Here is an 18,591-nt window from a genome sequence, read left to right as displayed (position 1 = left end):
AGACTTCGCCGCCCGCCGCGACGTTGACGCAGCCCGCCGAGCGGTCCTGCAAGCCGAACAGCAAAAGGTGACCTACCAAAACCAAATCGATTTGCTGAAGAAACGACGCGCCCGATTGGAGCTCGCCGAGCAACTTGCCGCAACGCAATTGAAACAAGCTCGAATCGATCTGGAACGTACCGAAATCCGAGCTCCAATCGACGGCGTCATCGCCAGCGAACAAGCGGAGTTGAATACGTTTGTCGCTCGAGGAAATCCGGTCGTCACGATGGAAGACACCTCCAAAGTCGAAGTCGCAACCAGCTTACGAACCGATCAACTGTATTGGGTGCTGAATCAGAAGACATCGCAGTCGCCGATCGAAGAACTCAACGCACCCGCCAACGGTGCTCACCGTGGTTACAAACTGCCGCCGACGGAGGTGAAGGTTCAATACCAACTGTCCGGACGAGACGATGTGACTTACGTCTGGGACGGCCAACTGATCGGCTACGACGGAATCGGCTTGGACGAACAAACTCGTACCGTTCCCGTTCGCGTCGTCGTTGATCAGCCTCAAATGTTTGACGTCCAGCGTCGAGGCGATGACGAGTCGACGAAGCGTCCCACTGAAGAGAACGTCATCTCCACCGGACCAACCGCACTGGTCCGCGGCATGTTCGTTCGCTTGCAATTGCAACTTCAACCCGCCGTACCACTGGTCATCTTGCCATCCGAAGCCCTCAAGCCTGGTAACCGAGTCTGGGAATTCATTCCGGATGAATCCGTGTTGGACGTCGCCGAAGAGGAAGAAAAAACGGACGACTCAGTTACGGTGGCCGAATCCAAAACGGAAACCGATGACAGCGTCGCCAAGACGGAAGACGGGAAGTCAACCGATGATGAGTCCGAAACCAAACCTGAGGCCGAACCGGAAGTTGCCTTCGTTCCCGAAGAATGGTCCCCCGGCCGCTTGGTGATTCGCCAAGACATCCGCCCGATCGATTTGCTGTCTTCGGTCGGCGGCAGCTCTGACTTTTGGATTTGCGAAGTGCCCGATCAATCCATCAACGGCGACAGCTTTGTCGTTGTCTCACCACTCGGCAGCATCGAAGCGGACACATTTCCCGTCCGTGCAAAGAAGTCGAATTTGACCGACGCGATCGAGACCAAGTCAGATGAACCCGCCCCCGAAGCAATCACCGGTCTGTGACAGCAACCGAATCGGCAACGCCTGAAATTCGTGACGCAAAACGACTGAGCCGCTTGGCCGTTTGAAACACTTGACCGACTGACACACGAGAACACTTCGCCATCTCGCTTGGCGGACAACCTCAACACACCGTTCCTTCCTTTTCAATCAAAGAACCTTCGATGAAACGTGTCCTCGCTTGGGCCATCGAAAACGCACCCGGCATGAATGTGGTCATGCTGGCGTTGGTGATCATCGGTGCTGCCGCATTTGTTGGTATGCGTCGGGAGGTGTTCCCGGAATTCGAACTCGAAGTCGTGATGGTCTCGGTGCCCTATCCTGGTGCCACGCCGCAAGACGCGGAAGAAGCGATCTGTCAAAAGATTGAAGAAGCGATCCGGTCCATTGACGGAATCAAAAAGGTCACCTCCATCGCGATGGAAGGCCGCGGTTATGTCTTGGCGGAATTGCAAAGCGACATCAAAGACGTTCAAAAAGTGATGTCGGAGATCGATCGCGAAGTCAATCGCATTCCAAGTTTTCCCGACTTGGCCGAAGACCCCGAAATCGAACAAATCACATTTCGTGACACGGCCATTCGGTTGGGAATCATCGGGCCCGATGACCGAACACGCCGAGGCGAGTTGAAACTTCGCGAGGTCGCTGAGTCCGTGCGTGACGAACTGCTGATGCTGCCCAGCGTCACGGTCGCCGAATTGATGGGCACGCGAAACTATCAAATCGATGTTGAAATTCCTGAGGCCACTCTGCGGTCCTATGGAATGACGTTGGACCAAGTCGCTTCGGAAATTCGGCAACACAACGTCGAGCTGCCCGGCGGCCAACTGAAATCATCCGGCCAAGAAATCCTGTTGCGGGCCAAAAACAAAGGCCGCGTCGGCCCCGAGATCGAACGCATCCCGCTGATCACTCGCGAAGACGGCGTCGTTCTGACCGTTGGCGACCTGGGCAATGTCCGCGATGAATTCGAAGACGTCACCGCAACGGCTGAAATCAATGGCGAACCCGCCATGGTCATCAACGTGCAACGCACGAAATCAGAGGACTTGCTGAACCTCGTCGATGACGTCCGCGGCTATGTCGCACGAACAGAACCTCCGCCTGGATACCGGTTCGTCCTCTGGGGCGACACGTCGGTGGACGTCCGAGACCGGATGGCGTTGCTGCTACGAAATGGCGTCCAAGGTTTGGGATTGGTCTTCCTCGTCCTCGCGTTGTTCTTAGAAGTTCGCCTGGCGTTCTGGGTCGCACTTGGAATTCCGATCTCCATCATGGGCGCGGGTGCTGCTCTCGCATGGGGCGACCAAACGCTCAACATGCTTTCCTTGTTCTCCTTCCTGATCGCACTGGGAATCGTCGTCGATGACGCGATCGTGATCGGTGAGAACATTTACGCTCACCGTCAAATGGGCAAATCCCTGCACGATGCGTCGGTCGACGGTGCAACGGAAGTCCTCCCCAGCGTCGCCGCGTCGATCACCACGACCGTCATCGCCTTCGCGCCCATGTTCTTTGTCTCGGGCGTCATGGGCAAATTCATGGCCGTGATTCCGTTCGCCGTGATCGCGATGCTGCTGGTGTCTTTGTGGGAAAGCACATTTGTTCTGCCTTGCCACTTGGCCCACAGCCATTCGGGATTCTTTCGAGTCGCGACGATTGTGACCTATCCACTTCGCCCCTTCATGCTGTTGCTATTTTGGCTCAACTCCAAGGCCAGCATCGCGATGGAATGGTTCGCGGAAAAGGTTTATGTGCCATCGCTCCATTTCTGCCTGCTCAATCCCGTCCTGCCAATCGCCGTCGCAATTGCGTTGTTCGTGGGAACCCTCGGCATGATTCGAGGTGGCGTCGTGACCACGGTTCTGTTTCCGAAGTCCGATAACAATTACTTGCAAGCATCCGTCGTCTTTCCCAACGGCACGCCCGCTACTGCAACCGAAGCCGCCACGAAACGGATGGAACGCGCCCTGCAAAAGGTCAGCCGAGAGATCGCTCTGGAACGCGCCGCCGAAACGCGCCAACCCGTCGAGTCTCTCTACCCACCACCGGAGGCCGATTACCTTGGCCCCGTGCGTTTTGCCTATCGCGAAGTCGGTTCGATCACCAACACCGCTGGCCCCATGGGCGGACAAGGTTCGAGCGGCAGCAACGCAGGTCAGATCTTTGCCGAACTCCACGGCACCGAAATCCGTGAGGTTCACAGTGATCAACTGATCGCACGCTGGCGACGCGAGGTCGGTGAGATCGCCGGCGTCGAACGGATCGTTTACGGCAGCATCGGCACTGGCCCCGCTGGAACGCCCATCGAATTCAAGCTGCTTGCATCCAGTGAACACGTCGACGAGCTGTTGGCTGCCACGGAAGTCATGAAACAAAAGGTCGGCACGTTCGCCGGCGTCTTTGACATCAGCGATGACAACACCCCCGGCAAATGGGAATTCCAATTCCGCGTCAAAGACAAAGCCCTCGCGACAGGCGTCACGCCAACGGACCTCGGACAAACCGTTCGCAACACATACTTCGGTGCTGAAGTCATGCGTCTGCAACGCGGACGTCACGAGGTGAAGCTGATGGTTCGCTACCCTCCCGAAGAACGCACTTCTCTCGTCAACTTCCGAGAAATTCGCGTGGGAGGTGCTGATGGCACACAACGACCGATCAACGAGTTGGCGGAGATCAATTTGGAACGTGGCTTTTCAGAGATCAACCGCGTCGATCAACAACGCAGCATCACGATTTCGGCCGACCTGGACGAAACGACCGCCAACGCTGATCTGATCATCGCTAGCCTTCAGAAACAGATGGACGGTTTCAAAGCCCAATTCCCAAACGTTTCGATTCGTTGGGAAGGGCAACAAGAACAAAGCCGTGAATCGGTCGGCAGTCTGATGATTGGATTCGCCGTCGCGATTCTGTGCATGTTTGTGCTGCTGGTCCTTCAGTTCCGATCCTACATGCAGCCACTCCTCATTCTGGCCATCATCCCCTTTGGCATGATCGGTGCGGTTTGGGGACACGCATTTCTCAATCTTCCGCTGACCTTGTTCAGCATGTTTGGCTTGGTCGCACTCGCGGGTGTCGTCGTCAACGACTCGATCGTCCTAATCGACTTCATCAATTCGCGTGTTCGAGCAGGCGACGAACCTATCCAAGCCTTATTGGAATCGGGCCGACGGCGTTTCCGCCCCATCATGTTGACCAGCATGACGACCATCGCGGGTTTGATTCCGTTGCTAACCGAAAAATCATTCCAAGCTCAATTGCTAATCCCGATGGCCAGCAGCCTCGCCTTTGGATTGATGCTCGCGACGGCCTTGGTACTGCTGCTGATCCCCGTCTTGTACATGCTCTATCTACTCATCCTTCAATCGTTGAACATTCCATTCGTCGAAGTCGAAGAATAGACGTCGTCCTGTCGCTACCAGAATCGCCAAAGATTCTCTTTCAGCCACTCCGTGAAGCTGTCACCGCGGAAGTAGCCCAAGGCCATGCCCAAAACTCCACCGGCAACGCCGCCAGCAAAAAATGCAACGACGGCCCATCCAGTGAAAGCCAGCGAAACAGAGAACCCCAGCCCCGCACCGCCCACTGCCCCCAGCAGTCCACCTGCGATTAGGTTGACGATTGGATCATCGGTTCTCTCTGCGGTGCGTTTGGCGTCCATATTCGCCTTCAGGTCTGAATCAGGCCGATTCCGATGTGATTCGGGTTCCATTTTTGATCTGCATCCAATGCACTTTCGAGAAAGAGGAATATTCGAACCGCTAACGCGATCAAGCAGCTAATACGAGGCGGTCGACACGCCAGCTTCGCTCGCCTTCAAAACGTACACACGATCCTCAATCCTCTTGCTTCTGCCACGCCAATCCTGAACCTCAATCACCACCTCGAAATCTGTATAAGCCTCGCTCATGCAGATTTGGTAGACCAAACCTTCGCCAGGTTGAACTAGTTTGACTCCCCGATCCTTTGCCCCAACAAAAACCCAATCCGTTTTCACGCCTCCAACAAATCCTCCTATCGCCGACGATGCGAAAGGCTCTGAATTGTCCGGCAACCAAATTGCATGTCCACCAGAGTTCACCACCGAGACTTCGTAGATTTTGGCGCCGCGGTAGTAACCGTGATATCGCCCAAGATCAATTGGATCGTAAATTCGCACTGGGGGATCAAACGGGCGCAACACCACAAACGCACCAGCACACAGTGCCGTGAAAATGAGCAACGTTGAAATCCGAAACCGTTTCACAACCACCTGCAACCTTTATCATCCACTTCACTCATTCGATCAGTTTGAAAACGATTCAGGGGAAACCAGAATGTCTCCCAAATCATTCTCACCGGGATCGAGCGAAACTGAAAACCGAGCACGCCTCCACTGAACTTCCTGACCTTCAATGGTCACTTGATCGATTTTGCCCACTTCATGATGAACTCGAAAGACTAGCTCTTGACCAACGGGCAGGCCTTCGATCTTCAACCGGCCGTCGGAATCACTGGCCGCAACATACGGATTGTCGACAACAACCACGAACCCTCGCATCCACGGATTGATGTTGCAGTCAATTGGAATGAGCGCGGGCTCGGGTTGTTCCAACTCGAGCGAGAAAGATTCCCCCGGCTTGAGTAGCTGGATTCTCGCCGTGTTCGCGAAGAAGTTCAGCGCCACGTTGTGCATCAACCTCCCCTGATTGTCGATCTCCAGCGAATCACCTTTTTGCGTCAGCAGCACGTGCGGATCAAAGCGACCGTTCCGCACGAGTAACTTTTGACGCACACCATCATGGGGTGGGACATCGACTTCGGAACCTCCACGTCCGGTGTAAAGCTGGACGACGATATTTCGAATCCCCCTCGTTTGTTGATCGACCAGTAGCTTCTCATCCTGGACGATCAAGGGGACGCCGCGAAAAACCAAACGCTTTGGCTTGGGAGGCACACCGTCATAAACAAACCGCATCGACAAGGACGCCTCTTCGGCAAAGGCAACCGGCGCGGTCAACCAGACCAAAAGCAACAAGCACAACATTCTTTTCATCGTTGACTTCCCATCGAAAATGAAACGAGCATCTTCGTATGCTACACAAATTTCGAATGCGGCGAGCACAAGGACGCTTGAACAGTTCTTCAGTCGGCAGGCAATTCGTTTGTCCGCGCCGACTTCAGCATCGGATGCATCCCCGACTGCACCTTCAAATACTTGTTGGATTGATCAATGGAAATCGTCCAACCATAGGGTGGTGAAACGATGACCCGAGCATCTTCTAACCATTCCACATCGAACGGAATGACGAAGTCGCCGTCCATCAATTCGACCATCTCGACTTCGACTCCATTGACCACCAACTTCGCGCATGCAAACGGATTCAAGTTGGAGAGAACAGCACCTTCACACTGCGTGTAGCTCAAATCAATCGCACGTGACTCCTTCATGTCAGCAATTGCCGTGGTCAGTTGACTCCGGAAACGAACGTGTGGAAAAACCGATTGGTAAGAAACTTGCCATGCTTGATTCACCCAGTGCGGTTCGATGTCCTGCTCGAAAGCATACGCGAACTCCATCCGGAGAGACCCTTTCGGCTGGTTTGCGATCAACCAAGGATCTTCTTCACGCAACTCCTTCGAAACCGGCAAGTCAAAACGCCCATTTGCATCCACTGAAATGGCAAGGTCACCAGCTTTTGACTTCAACGTCATCCGAATGTCATCTGGGCTGACCCCAGGAGCGATGCTTCGAACAAAGAAACACATGGACGTCGGCACCACACCTTCGATCTTGGGCGGCTCAATCTCAGTGACTCGAAGTGCACTGGAATACCGCATTCGCGCGAATTCTTCCCCAAACGCGGTTGTGCCGATCCACAGCGCGACCATGCATGCCACAAGGATTCGTGTCATCTGTCTATTCCTTTCCACGCCCACCGACTGAGCTCGACGCACTATGAAAGGTCGTGATCCTCGTCGGTATCCGCGTTCCTTTGCTTGGTCTCGTCCGGCGAGTGACCTAACAGCGCGTAGCGAGCGAAGTGCAGCAAACCAGAGAAACTGAATTTCGGATCAATGTATCGTTCGATCACGTAGAAAGCGAAGTAGTAAGCTCGACAAAATGACCAGATCGCGATCGCAAGCAACCCAATCGTCTGCAGCCTCGGAGAATTCGCGATCAAAACCAGCGCAGCGAGCCCTCCCGTCACGACGAACAACCCGCCCTTGAACCAAATCCATCTTGGATCGGTCAAATTTGCCATCGCATCATCCTTCTTGATGGATCAATCATCGAAGATACACCACTTCACAAACCAAATGATGAGCGGTGCCAGCACGAAGGCGCCAATCTTCATCATGGAATACGTCGCCATTTTCATTTTCCTATTAAAAAAAGAATCGGTCGTAGGACAGCCCCGCTTGTAGCATCGTATCGATCAACTGTTGCCAATCGCCTTGATCAGAACGAAGGGCCGGAAACTCCAAAGGCATGCTTCACCGATGGACGCGTCAGAACGAGGATCGTCAGCACACCCAGAACGGTCCCGAACGGAAAGAAACAGCATTCCACTCCGGCGACAACCAAACAAAACAGATGACCGCGTCTCTGGGTCAGTTTGCGTCCCGCCAGAGCGACGCAGGCAGCCATCGCAAATCCAAAGGCAATGAACGCAAGCGGAATCGCGATGAACAACCACCCCATGAACGCAGGCGGTGCTTCGCCCGTCCCTGTCCCATCGAACGCGCCCGTCACGATCCCGACACCGATCGCCAAATGGATCACCGGAAACAAAGAGAACAACGCCAACATCCCTGCCACGATGTAGTGGAAAATGGATAGCAAACGTAGCTGTTCCGCATCTTGATTGTCATGTTCCATCGCCATTCTCCCACTCGTTGAAATTTTGGTGTGTCACGTGCGGACGAACTGCAGGTGCCCCTTCAGCCTCACCCCAACATATAGGCTCAATCAAGAGACGAACGGGGCGCTCGCTGGTCGTCCCATTTCGATGACCGAATGGATTGGGATTCACTTGGTCCCCGCATTGGCCACGACGATCAATGATCACTCGAGGTCGTCGCTCGATGCCTTCTCCTGACCAAGATACCTCGCCAGGTCAGTCCAATGGAGAGAACAACCAAAGCGGGCGCGACAGCAAAAGCAAGCCATTGAGCGGTTGCCGGCATGATGGGGATCCCAAACAGAAAGACCTCCGGATCGTAAGTCGCATACTGACGCCCGCCTGAATTCGGACGAAACGCGCCGGCCACTCCAAAGACGACACCGGGACTGCTGATCACGGCCGCACTGAGAAAGAACAGACTGGCTGCAAACCAGTGCCAAACCGGCGCATCCCTGGCTTCTTTGCTGACTTCCTCAGATGGCGTCTGATACGGATTCGACATTTACCCATCCTCGACGACGTTGAGAATTCCCCCCAGGATCTGAGAAGACGGTGCGGGTCCCTTGCCGGTGAGACCACCCCAGAATCATTCGTCATCCTATCACGCGAATGTTTATCGCGTTGCATCGGACTCACGGCGTTTGGACGCCCATTTGACGAACCCTGCCGCAATCGCCCAGGGCAATGTGATGAATGTCAGTCCGGTTCCACAAGCGGCAAACCACAGCCACGCAGATGTCGCCCAGCTCATGCGGTCAGCAGGCAAACCCGATGTCGTCCGCTGCGTGAAAGGAATCGCGAATTCCATGTAGAACGCAGGCACAACCAAAACCAACACGATCAACGACCAAAGGGTGCCGTTGCGAAACCCGATCGCGAAGGGATGTTTCGGCGGCTTCTTCGGCAATGCACTGCCAACGCACTCATCGGTTGCGTAGGGGTTGACCATATGACTCCAGCCACCGATTCCGTTGCTAGGATGAAAGCGAACAAACATCGCAAAGGATAGCATTCGTAGACAACTTCGAGGCAAACAAAAAACCACCGACACGACTGAGTCGTGCCGGTGGTATGCGTTCCGAACGTTGGTGACGCTGGAAAATTTCTATCGAACGAGGACTTCAACCGAGGTTTCGATCAAATCGTCTTCGGCTTGAAGCGACGTCGTGTTGGGGTTTGTGATCGTGACCCAACCTTCGGCATCGGGCTCAGCACGACTGATTGCCGAGGCCAAAGCGACGGACTCTTGCTTGTCCAATTGAATCGTTTCGCCCGCATTGTTGGCGAACGTGGCTGGTGGCAATGAAGCTGCCGCTTCGTTGCTGGCACAACATCCGATGTCGCAGCCACCAACGTCACAACCGGAATCACAATTTCCGGTGTCACAGCAGCCATCGTTGCATCCCTTGCCGCAGCCAAAAATGCCACGGGCGCGATGACGACAATCGGGGCAGCAAGTGATGGCGGACCAGTCATAGACACAAACAGTCTTGGTCTTTTTGTCAGTGACCAGTTTCTTGATGGTGCGAACTTTGCCGCACTTTTTCAGCGGGCCACATTCCCATGGAAAACGCAATGGTGGGATGCAGATTGTTTCGCATTCCACGTCGAAGCATTTGACATCGACTTCTTCTTTTTCGACTTCTACAACGCAGCGTCCGGCTTGGCAGAAGCAGCAGGCGGGTCCGAATGCGCTGGCGGTGCTCGAGAAGATGACCGAGGCGGTCAACGCGAACAGTCCCAGCAACGCGATGCGACCGAATTGAATGGATCGGTTCATTTGAAATTCCTTTTTCAGTTCTGTGCGGTTTGTGTGCGGGGCTGAGACTCAGCCCCGCACATAAAATGGTTTTGGTTCAACGCTTCGTTTCAATCAACTCAGAAATCGATCATGAAGCGAGTTCCGAAGATCAGGAAGTTTCCCGCGTTTACGGGTGCGTCAAGTGGATTGTTGCCGTTGGCCGCCAATCCACTTTCGCTGATTTCTCCCCAAACCAAGTTGTTCTGAACCTTCGAGTAAGGCGTCCAGTACCAGTTCAAACCGGCGGTATAGAGATTTCCAACGCCACCGTTGACGCCGCCATCAGTCAGATCGAGGTGGTCGTATCGGAAAGCAAGCTGCCAAGCTCCCCAACCGTTGCCGCGACAACCGTTGCAGCGATCAACCAAAAAGAAGTTCTCGTGAGGCTTCACACGTGCCAATGTTCCCGTCGAACGATTGTATGGCATGTGCTCACCGGTCAAGAAGTACGACGCGTAGATGTAGCCGCCGTGGAAGAACAGATTGTCATCCACGCCCGCCGCTGGGTCTTCCACTTGCATTGGGGTCAGGATGTATTCCCCGGTGATTTGCAGCGAACCGAGGTTCAGGATGTTTTCAAATCCAATGTTTTGATACCAATCTGCACCGTCGATGCGACCAGTGTTCAACCAACGCTGTGAGCTTCGTGCAAGAGGTCGAGTGCGGAACCGGCCTTCGTTATTGTTCGTGTCACCAGCACCCGCATTGCCGTCAGGTTTGGCAACTGCACCGGCCAGACCCCAGTGCCAATATCCTCGGCCGCCGCTGGTGTCGTCGTACCATGGCGATCCCCACAAACGTGAGTATCCACCGGCTTGGGCCGAGTCACCGATGAAACGTCCATCCGTGTTGATGTTTTCGAGATTGTAGATACCGTACGTCCAACAGAACGATTCCTCGTCGTTGTGACCATACATGGCCAAACCAAATCGACGAGCATCTTCGTTGAATGCTTCCACGGCCAGGGGACGTTCTGCGAACACGTTGTAGCGTGAGCTGTTCAGGTGGTCCAAACCGAGAGGACGCTTTTGATTTCCCAGAATCAATGTTTGATTGTTGGGCAGGTTCGTCCAACCAAGATACGCGTCTTTGATCTCGGGGGTCTGCGGATTGTTGAAGTCCACCTGCAAGCGGTACTTCATGTTTTGAGGAACGGTTCCCGAAATCTCCAATCGCAGACGGCGGAACGCGGTGATATTTTCTGGACTCTGTTCCGGATCGCCTGCGGCACCTCCGATACGGCCGCTTTCAATTCGATTGATGCCGGCATCGGTGTTGGAAAACGACCAGTGATCAATGTGGACTCGGCCGCCGATCTTGATCGTTGATTTTTTCTTCTTGGCCTTGGCCTCAGCCACTAACTCATCTTGATAGTCCGTCCACTCCTCTTCCAACGTGTCGAGAGCTTCCAACCGCGACGCGAATGCATCCAAGCGGTCCTCAAAAGACTCTTCGTCGGCAAGCGCGACCTGATTCTGCGTGTCCTCCGACAACGTCTGAAGTCCGGAAGGCTCCTGGTCCACGTCCGCAGGCAACGATTGCAAGGTGTCTTCTACCAAACCATCCTGCGGGCTGACTGGATTTGCGCTGTACTCGTTGGACAGCATGTCGTCAAACGAGTTGGTCGTAGGAGTCGATTCAGGCGTGACCAGCACGGAATCACTGCCCACCTGGTTCGCGGGGTTCCACCATTCATCGGCCGTCGCCACTGTTCCGCCACTGGCTACCAAGCAGACCAACGCCGCAAGGGTTCGTCTGGCAACGCTACCGCCGCGCCGCATGGATGAAAATTCCATCGAATTGAGACTCCGTTTTCTGAATCAAAGCACCAACCAATCCCTAGGTTGATGTCGCCTTACGGAGTTTTCATCGATCCATTATTTCAGCTTGTACGGCTGATGATTGCCGCGCGAAGAAATCTCGATCTTTCTTAACATTTGAATTTGCTGCATTCCGACCAACCGGCACAACCGATCCTTGGTGTGCCGTAACAATCCCTACAACAGGACCGCCGAAGCAAACTCATTTGCCAATTCGCGAGAGCGTGCAATAGTACGCCCCAACTTCACCGGTCGGAATTTTGAAGACGGGAGCGAGCTGGTGTGAGCCCTTGGACAGTTCGATTTCCATGGTCACGACACTGTCCCCGTCACCGACGGTTTTGCTTGCGATGGACTCTCCATCAACACGAATTTCAGCCGACTGAACCGGAATCGCACGGCCGGCTTGCGTTCGATACGCGGGTGACGATCCCGGCACATCTTCGCCCGGCGGCACAGCGGCAGCGATCGCGGCCCCCGATTCTTCGGGCCAACGACGCAAAGCGACCTCAAACTTGCCGGCTTCGTGCACGTTGATTGCCCAGTGACCGTTGTGCGTCAGGTCCTGCTTCCTGGCCTTCTTGGGGAACACTGCCGCGGCAGCTCGGATCGCCGATTGGTTCCAAGGCGGCGCCTGTCCGATCCAGTCGTGAGCGGTGAAGGTGACCACGGGATGATCGGGGTGCCCAACGGTCATCTCAGTCGTTTGCGAGAAGGTGGGTTCCAACTCCGCCCACCAAGCTTCGTAAAACTCTCGCATCGAGGCGACTTGTTCGGGATGCTCGCCCGAGATGTTGTTCTCCTGCCCCGGATCATTCGCGATGTTGTAGAGTTCCTTGCCATTGATCAAACGCCATTTGTCCTGCATCACCGATGACTGACGCCACTTGATCGGGTCAATCACTCGCTGCGAATCGGTGATCAGCATCCGGTCGTCGAACGATGAATCCGCTTCGTCCTTCAGCAGCGACACAATCGATGTCCCGTCGAACTTGACCGTTTCAGGCGCTTCGACACCACACATGTCCAGCAGCGTCGGAACGATGTCGACCGCATGGCAAAGCGTGTCATTGGTCTTCGATGTGGCAAAGCCGCCCTTGGGGTAATGCATCACAAAGGGAACGCGGTGGCCGCCTTCGTAGGGGCTGCCTTTCTTGCCACGCATGCCCGCGTTGTAGACCGAGGCTCCTCCGGCGGTTCCATTGTCCGTGGTGAAGATAAAGATCGTGTTGTCGTGCACGCCGAGCTCGCGAAGCAGCTCACGAGTTCGTCCGACATTGTCGTCGATATTAGTGATCATTCCAAAGAACGTTGCGACGTTGTCCCGCATCTCGGGATACATGTCGATGTACTTCTGCGGGGCGTGCAACGGACCGTGCGGAGCATTCGTCGCGATGTAAGCAAAGAACGGCTCATCCGCTTCCACGCATTCGCGAATGAAACGATTTCCCTCTTTGAAAAAGACGTCGGTGCAGAAGCCTTCCGCTTTGACGGGTTTTCCGTTGTGGAAATAAGAACCGCCAAAGTAGGCGTTGTCCCAGAAATCGGGGGTCTGCCCAACGCCGCCTCCTCCGTGGCGATAGACCTCGGCGAAACCGTTGTCTTCGGCTCGGTAAGGATAGTTGTCGCCCAAGTGCCATTTGCCGAACATGCCCGTTTGGTAACCGGCATCGCTGAAGATCTCACCGAAGGTCACCTCGTTGTCCCGCAACATCGAACGACCGCTGATCGTGTGCCAAACTCCGGTTCGGTTGGTCCAGTGACCGGTCACCAAAGCCGACCGGGTCGGCGAGCACGTCGGCGCGACGTGATAGTCGGTCAATACAGACGATTCCGCTGCCAACGCATCAATGTTCGGCGTCTGGACGATTTTGTTTCCAGTGAAGCCACAATCGCCGTAACCCTGGTCATCGGTGATGATCAACACGACGTTGGGACGATCCGCCGCGTGGACGGAATGAACCGGAGACAGCCCCTCCCACAAAGAACTTGCGAACACAAACGCCAAGCAAAACAACCAACGTGACATAGCTGCGACTCAAACTGGAGGGAAACTGTGGGGAGGGAAACCACCGTAGCCGAACGGCGGCGAGTGTCAGGTGACAATTCCGCCTTCGGACGGCAGAAATGCGACGTCTCGACCATCCAAACGGCAGCCGGATCTGACTGCCGCTTAGATTCCGTCAGCAAGATTACTTTTCCGACCGCTTCGCCTGAACATACTCGTGCGAGATTTCGATCGCCTTTTGACGGTCCTCGTCACTGTAGTCCCAAAACTCCTGAACAACGTCTTCCACCGCTGGGTAGTGCGAACCATCGTCGCCGACTCGCTTGCGAAGATCGGCCAAACGCTGCTTCATCTCTTTCGCGACTTCGGCGTATTCAGGATTGTCGATTTGGTTGACGACTTCCGTCGGATCGTTCACCAAATCATAAAGTTCCCAACCGGGAGGCGTTTGCTGCTTCCCTTCGTAGTTGACCCCGTAGTAGTAGATCAACTTGTGAGTCTTGGTGCGGATACCAAGGTGCCCTGGATTGTCATGGTGAGCCATGTGCATCCAATAGCGGTAGTATGCTTCCTGCTTCCAACCTTCGGGTTCTTGACCGGTCTCGCAGATTTCGCGAAAGCTTTTGCCCTGCATGTACTCGGGAGTTTCGACGCCCGCGAAAGCCAGCATGGTCGGTCCGTAGTCCACATTTTCGACGATCGCATCGCTGCGTGAACCGGCCGGGATGGACTTGGGGTAGCGGACCAAGAACGGCATCCGCTGCGATTCATCGTACATCCACCGTTTGTCCATGTAGTCGTGCTCGCCCAGCATGAACCCTTGATCGCCTGTGTAGATAATCACGGTGTTGTCCATTTGGCCGGTTTCTTCCAGCTTCGCGAACAAACGAGCCAGGTTGTCATCGACACCTTTCACACAACGCAGGTAGTGCTTCATGTAGATGTTGTAGGCCTCTCGTTTTGCCTCCTCATCGCTGAGCCATGAGTCAACCTCATAGTGCTTGGCGTAGTTCCGGCGTGGATTGCGGCGGCCGATCGACGTACCAATGAACGGCATCATCTCGTCCTTGGCCCCACGAGTCGCAAGCGATCCAAATTGCGGTTGGCTCCAAAGGTTCTTTGGTTCTGGGATCGCGATTTCGGCCAGGTACTCTTCGTAACGTGGCGCATACTCGAAGAAGTCGTGCGGCGCCTTGTAGTGGTGCATCAAAAAGAACGGCTTGTCATCTTCGCGAACTTCGTCGAACCAGTTCAGCGTGATGTCGGTGATTGCATCGGTGCTGTGCATGCCTTCTTTCTTGATCGTGTTCTTTGGCCAAGGCTTGTCGCCTTGGATTCGGAACTCGGGATCAAAGTACTTGCCTTGGCCGGGCAACACGCAGTAGTAGTCGAACGCGGCTGGCTCGGCTTTCAAATGCCATTTGCCGATCATGGCGGTTTGGTAACCGGCCTTCTTCATCTCTTTGGCGAGATGCTGATTCTCGGGTTCGATGCGACCATTCAGATCAAACACGCCGTTGGTGTGGTTGTATTGTCCGGTCATGACGCAAGCACGACTGGGGGTGCAGATCGAGTTGGTGCAGAACGCGTTCTCGAACAACATGCCTTCCTCGGCCAATCGGTCGAGGTTTGGTGTTGGGTCCAGATAGGCAAGCCGACTTCCATACGCACCAACCGCTTGGCTGGTGTGATCATCCGACATAACGAACAAAATATTGGGTCGATCATCGGCGACCACCCAGGGTGCCATCGCAATGGCAATTATCCAAATCAGGGCACGTGACCCAATCAAAGCGTGTGACATATTCAGTTCATCTCGTGGTGGGGAGGGATGGTGGGAACGTCGACTTTTTGCTCAGTGGCATAGCAGGCTGTTCATTTAGTCGCATATCGAATGACAACAACTAGCCGTTGGGCGTTAGCCCCGGTTGGCGTCTAATTAACCGCCGCTAACGCGGTACGGCTCACTAAATCAACAGCCCAAGAGGGGTTCTCGAATCACAGGCTGGAAGCCTATGCCACATTTTTTTCAGACTCGAAACCTATGCAAGTTTGTGTTTCGACAAACTCACGCGGTGAGGCGTTTGTACGCTTCGATCGTGTTTTTCGCGGCTGTGTCCGAATCCGGCAAGGCAAATGCTTCGGCACACAGGTATCCGTCGTAGTCGATGTCTTTCAAAGCCTGGATGATGGGTTCGTGATTCATGTGTCCCATGCCAGCGGCTTGCCGGTTCGAATCGACAAAGTGAATGTGTCCCACGTAGCCTTTGCCAGCACGAATGGCGGCGGCCAAGTCGGCTTCTTCGATGTTCATGTGGAACAAATCGGCGAGCAACTTGATGTTGTCTGTCGACAACGTCTTGCAGAACTCGACGCCTTCGTCGACCGTGCGAAGCAAGTTGGTCTCGTATCGATTCAGCGGCTCATAGAACAACGGGACGTTGTATTGAGCGGCGTAGGGACCGAGTTCATCGAGTGCCTCTCGCAAGAATGCCAACGCTTGATCGCGAGAGATGTCGCCGCCCCATTTGCCTTGCATCGAACCAATGATGGCGGGAGCGTTGTACTTGCCACCAAAGTCAATCATTTGCTTGACGAAGTCACGAGCTTTGGCGCGATGATCGGCATCGGCGTGCGTGAGGCTCCATCCGTGCTTGACCATCCCAGCACCGGTGCCGACCGCGGCGACGACCAAGCCATGCTCTTGAAGCAAGCCTTTGAGTTCAGACTCATCCACCGCGTCAGGGCCGGGAGCGAAAATTTCAATCGCATCAAAACCCAGTGCCGCTGACTTTTCGCAAGCGTCTTTGAGCCCCTCCCAATAAACGAACGGACCTCCGCGAGCTTCTTCGACCAGACTGACCGTGATGGCAGATTTAAACGTCATGTTGATTTCTTGTGGGGGAGATTGGTGGGAATGGATTCGATGTGGCATAGGCTTCCAGCCTGTGATTCATATTCCACAGGCTGGAAGCCTATGCCACTTGGTTGAACTCAGGAGGCGACCGGCTCGTCGTTGTTCTCGGGTCGGCCTTCGATGTAGAACCAATTGTGGATTGGCTTCAGAATCTCTTTGACTTCAGCAACCAGGGTTTCGTCCATGGGCTCTTGCGCCCACTCAACCCACTGAGCAACTCGTTTCGGGTTGGCCGATCCGGGAATGCATGTTGCGAAGTCTTCGTTTGCGATGCTGAATTGAAGTGCAATCTTGGCTATGTCACTGCCTCGATCGGCGCAGTGTTTAGCCGCCGCAGCGGCAACCTCACGGACTTGCGGAGTCGCTTTGTGCCAAGGCGGCAATTCCGCGTTAGTCAATAGACGTGCCGAGAACGGTGCGCCGTTCATCAATCCGACGCCTTTCTCTTTTGCCAGCGGCACCAACTCAAGTGCCATGTCGTTTTGCAGGGTGTAGTGGTTGTATGTCAACAAGCAATCGATGTCCGCGTTGTTCATCACGTACTTGAACATCTTCATCGGGTAACCGCTGACTCCGACGTACCGGACCTTGCCCTTCGCAATTTCGCGACGGATCGCCGGGATCGTCTCTTCGACGATTTGCGACATCTCGACAAATTCCAAATCGTGACACAGCACGATGTCGAGGTGGTCGACCTTCATTCGTTCAAGCGACGTGTCGATGCTCTCGGTGACGCGTCTGGCACTGAAGTCAAAGTGCTCACCGGTGTAGCGACCGAGTTTGGTGCCCAGGTAGTACTGATCACGAGGGATGTCCGGCAGGACTCGGCCGAGCATCATCTCACTCATTCCACGTCCATAGAACGCGGCGGTGTCGATGAAGTTCATACCGCTGTCGAGCGCGACCCGAACAGCTTGCAAACTCTCACCCAAATCGACGCTTCGGAACTCCTGTCCAATCGAAGACGCTCCAAAAGAGAGCGTTGTGAGTTCCATGTCCGTTTGGCCTAAACGTCGGCGAGGCAGCATCTTGGCAGTTCTTGGGGTTGAATGGTGGTGATGGATTCCAGGGCGACAAGATGCAGCGAGTGTAACCTCGTGTTGCCGCCGATGCCAACGCACCCGCCCCCAAAGAAAACACGTTCAGGGCTATAGATTAGAACGCCATTGCCAAGCTTTTACGCTTCGCCATCGCTCTGCCCTTGGGCCATGAAAAAAGGCCGGAGGTCGATGCACGATTGACTCGTGCACCCACCTTCGGCCTTTGCCATCACGATCACGCTCGCGGCGTCATCGTCACTGAGGACGGAGCGGAAAATAAGTGGCATAGGCTTCCAGCCTGTGATTGCGCGGAACACAGGCTGGAAGCCTATGCCTCACCCGCTGTCCGAAACTTATTCTTCGCTCGTTGCTTAGTCCAACTACCGCAAACTGGATCCAAACGCGGTCTTGAGCTTGCCAAGATACTGATCCGCTCCATTGATTTCGCTCAGAATTTTTCGGCTGAGATCTTCGACCGATTTGTCAGCCTTGGCCAACAACGTTTGAGCTTGGTTCTGTTGTGCGAGCATCCACTCGTTCAGCTCCAACATCTGCTCACGATGAGCCTCATCAACCTTGGCAGCAACCTTTGCTTTGGAAGCTTCCATTTGGCTGGCGATGGCCGTTTTAGCAGCGTCGTTGAAGACCTGACCCAGGTTGGTGTTCAGCTTCAGATCCAAATCTTCCCAAGTTCCGTTGAACTCGGCATCGATTTCAACGTGATCCACGTTGGCGAGCGATTGGTTCATCTGAATCGCCGCCGTCGAAGCTCCCGCATCGCCTTTGACATCCAACCGCATGTTGACGCCGGTTTGCTTGCTGACCAAACGGCCTTCGAGATGTTCACCGCGGCTGCTCAACTGAACCCACACTTCGCGAACGCCACCTGCGATCGCAACTCCGACATCTTTGCCGCGACCCAA

General features: G+C 54.7%; 16 protein-coding genes and 1 pseudogene. 2 read left to right on the top strand and 15 right to left on the bottom strand.

The genetic code is table 11. The features are described 5' to 3' along the window. Positions 1-1,192, top strand: a 1,192-nt coding sequence (locus tag B2R17_RS27325) for an HlyD family efflux transporter periplasmic adaptor subunit (RefSeq protein WP_286766482.1), incomplete at its 5' end; no start/stop codon positions are given. A 161-nt stretch (positions 1,193-1,353) separates the two neighbouring features. Next, positions 1,354-4,596, top strand: a complete 3,243-nt coding sequence (locus B2R17_RS27320; protein ID WP_008668400.1) for an efflux RND transporter permease subunit — start codon at positions 1,354-1,356, stop codon at positions 4,594-4,596. Between the two features lie 14 nt (positions 4,597-4,610). Here the strand turns inward: B2R17_RS27320 and B2R17_RS27315 are convergent, their stop codons facing one another. The 15 genes and pseudogenes from B2R17_RS27315 to B2R17_RS27245 form a co-directional block, all read right to left on the bottom strand. Next, positions 4,611-4,907, bottom strand: coding sequence for a hypothetical protein (locus B2R17_RS27315; RefSeq protein WP_286766481.1), 297 nt, complete (start codon positions 4,905-4,907; stop codon positions 4,611-4,613). A gap of 66 nt (positions 4,908-4,973) precedes the next feature. After that, positions 4,974-5,354: a hypothetical protein gene (locus B2R17_RS27310; RefSeq protein WP_286766480.1), complete on the bottom strand. Its 381-nt coding sequence runs from the start codon at positions 5,352-5,354 to the stop codon at positions 4,974-4,976. Positions 5,355-5,480: 126 nt separating this feature from the next. After that, a complete protein-coding gene (locus tag B2R17_RS27305; RefSeq protein WP_286766479.1) occupies positions 5,481-6,221 on the bottom strand; it encodes a hypothetical protein in 741 nt (246 codons plus the stop codon). Positions 6,222-6,319: 98 nt separating this feature from the next. Then, complete coding sequence (locus B2R17_RS27300; protein ID WP_286766478.1) at positions 6,320-7,090, bottom strand: hypothetical protein; 771 nt, start codon at positions 7,088-7,090, stop codon at positions 6,320-6,322. Positions 7,091-7,131: 41 nt separating this feature from the next. Next, the gene (locus B2R17_RS27295) at positions 7,132-7,440 is read right to left on the bottom strand and encodes a hypothetical protein (protein WP_286766477.1); all 309 of its coding nucleotides are present in this window, start codon (positions 7,438-7,440) and stop codon (positions 7,132-7,134) included. Between the two features lie 197 nt (positions 7,441-7,637). After that, complete coding sequence (locus B2R17_RS27290) at positions 7,638-8,063, bottom strand: hypothetical protein (protein WP_286766476.1); 426 nt, start codon at positions 8,061-8,063, stop codon at positions 7,638-7,640. 173 nt (positions 8,064-8,236) lie between these two features. Beyond that, a complete protein-coding gene (locus B2R17_RS27285; RefSeq protein WP_286766475.1) occupies positions 8,237-8,584 on the bottom strand; it encodes a hypothetical protein in 348 nt (115 codons plus the stop codon). Positions 8,585-8,695: 111 nt separating this feature from the next. Beyond that, on the bottom strand, positions 8,696-9,094 hold the full coding sequence (locus tag B2R17_RS27280; RefSeq protein ID WP_286766474.1) for a hypothetical protein: 399 nt from the start codon (positions 9,092-9,094) through the stop codon (positions 8,696-8,698). 93 nt (positions 9,095-9,187) lie between these two features. Next, entirely contained in the window at positions 9,188-9,862 is a 675-nt protein-coding gene (locus tag B2R17_RS27275; RefSeq protein ID WP_286766473.1) for a hypothetical protein, read from the bottom strand. 98 nt (positions 9,863-9,960) lie between these two features. Further along, complete coding sequence (locus B2R17_RS27270) at positions 9,961-11,679, bottom strand: OprO/OprP family phosphate-selective porin (protein ID WP_286766472.1); 1,719 nt, start codon at positions 11,677-11,679, stop codon at positions 9,961-9,963. Positions 11,680-11,905: 226 nt separating this feature from the next. Then, entirely contained in the window at positions 11,906-13,732 is a 1,827-nt protein-coding gene (locus B2R17_RS27265; RefSeq protein WP_286766471.1) for an arylsulfatase, read from the bottom strand. A 163-nt stretch (positions 13,733-13,895) separates the two neighbouring features. Next, positions 13,896-15,515, bottom strand: coding sequence for a sulfatase family protein (locus B2R17_RS27260; protein ID WP_286766470.1), 1,620 nt, complete (start codon positions 15,513-15,515; stop codon positions 13,896-13,898). Positions 15,516-15,779: 264 nt separating this feature from the next. After that, on the bottom strand, positions 15,780-16,598 hold the full coding sequence (locus B2R17_RS27255) for a sugar phosphate isomerase/epimerase family protein (RefSeq protein WP_286766469.1): 819 nt from the start codon (positions 16,596-16,598) through the stop codon (positions 15,780-15,782). 107 nt (positions 16,599-16,705) lie between these two features. After that, the gene (locus B2R17_RS27250; protein WP_286766468.1) at positions 16,706-17,656 is read right to left on the bottom strand and encodes an aldo/keto reductase; all 951 of its coding nucleotides are present in this window, start codon (positions 17,654-17,656) and stop codon (positions 16,706-16,708) included. A gap of 392 nt (positions 17,657-18,048) precedes the next feature. Then, a pseudogene (locus tag B2R17_RS27245) lies at positions 18,049-18,591 on the bottom strand (TIGR03545 family protein); the annotation flags it as partial.

This window comes from Rhodopirellula sp. UBA1907 (assembly GCF_002337565.1).
Taxonomy (GTDB): domain Bacteria; phylum Planctomycetota; class Planctomycetia; order Pirellulales; family Pirellulaceae; genus Rhodopirellula; species Rhodopirellula europaea.
This window is presented reverse-complemented; position numbering and strand designations above follow the sequence as displayed.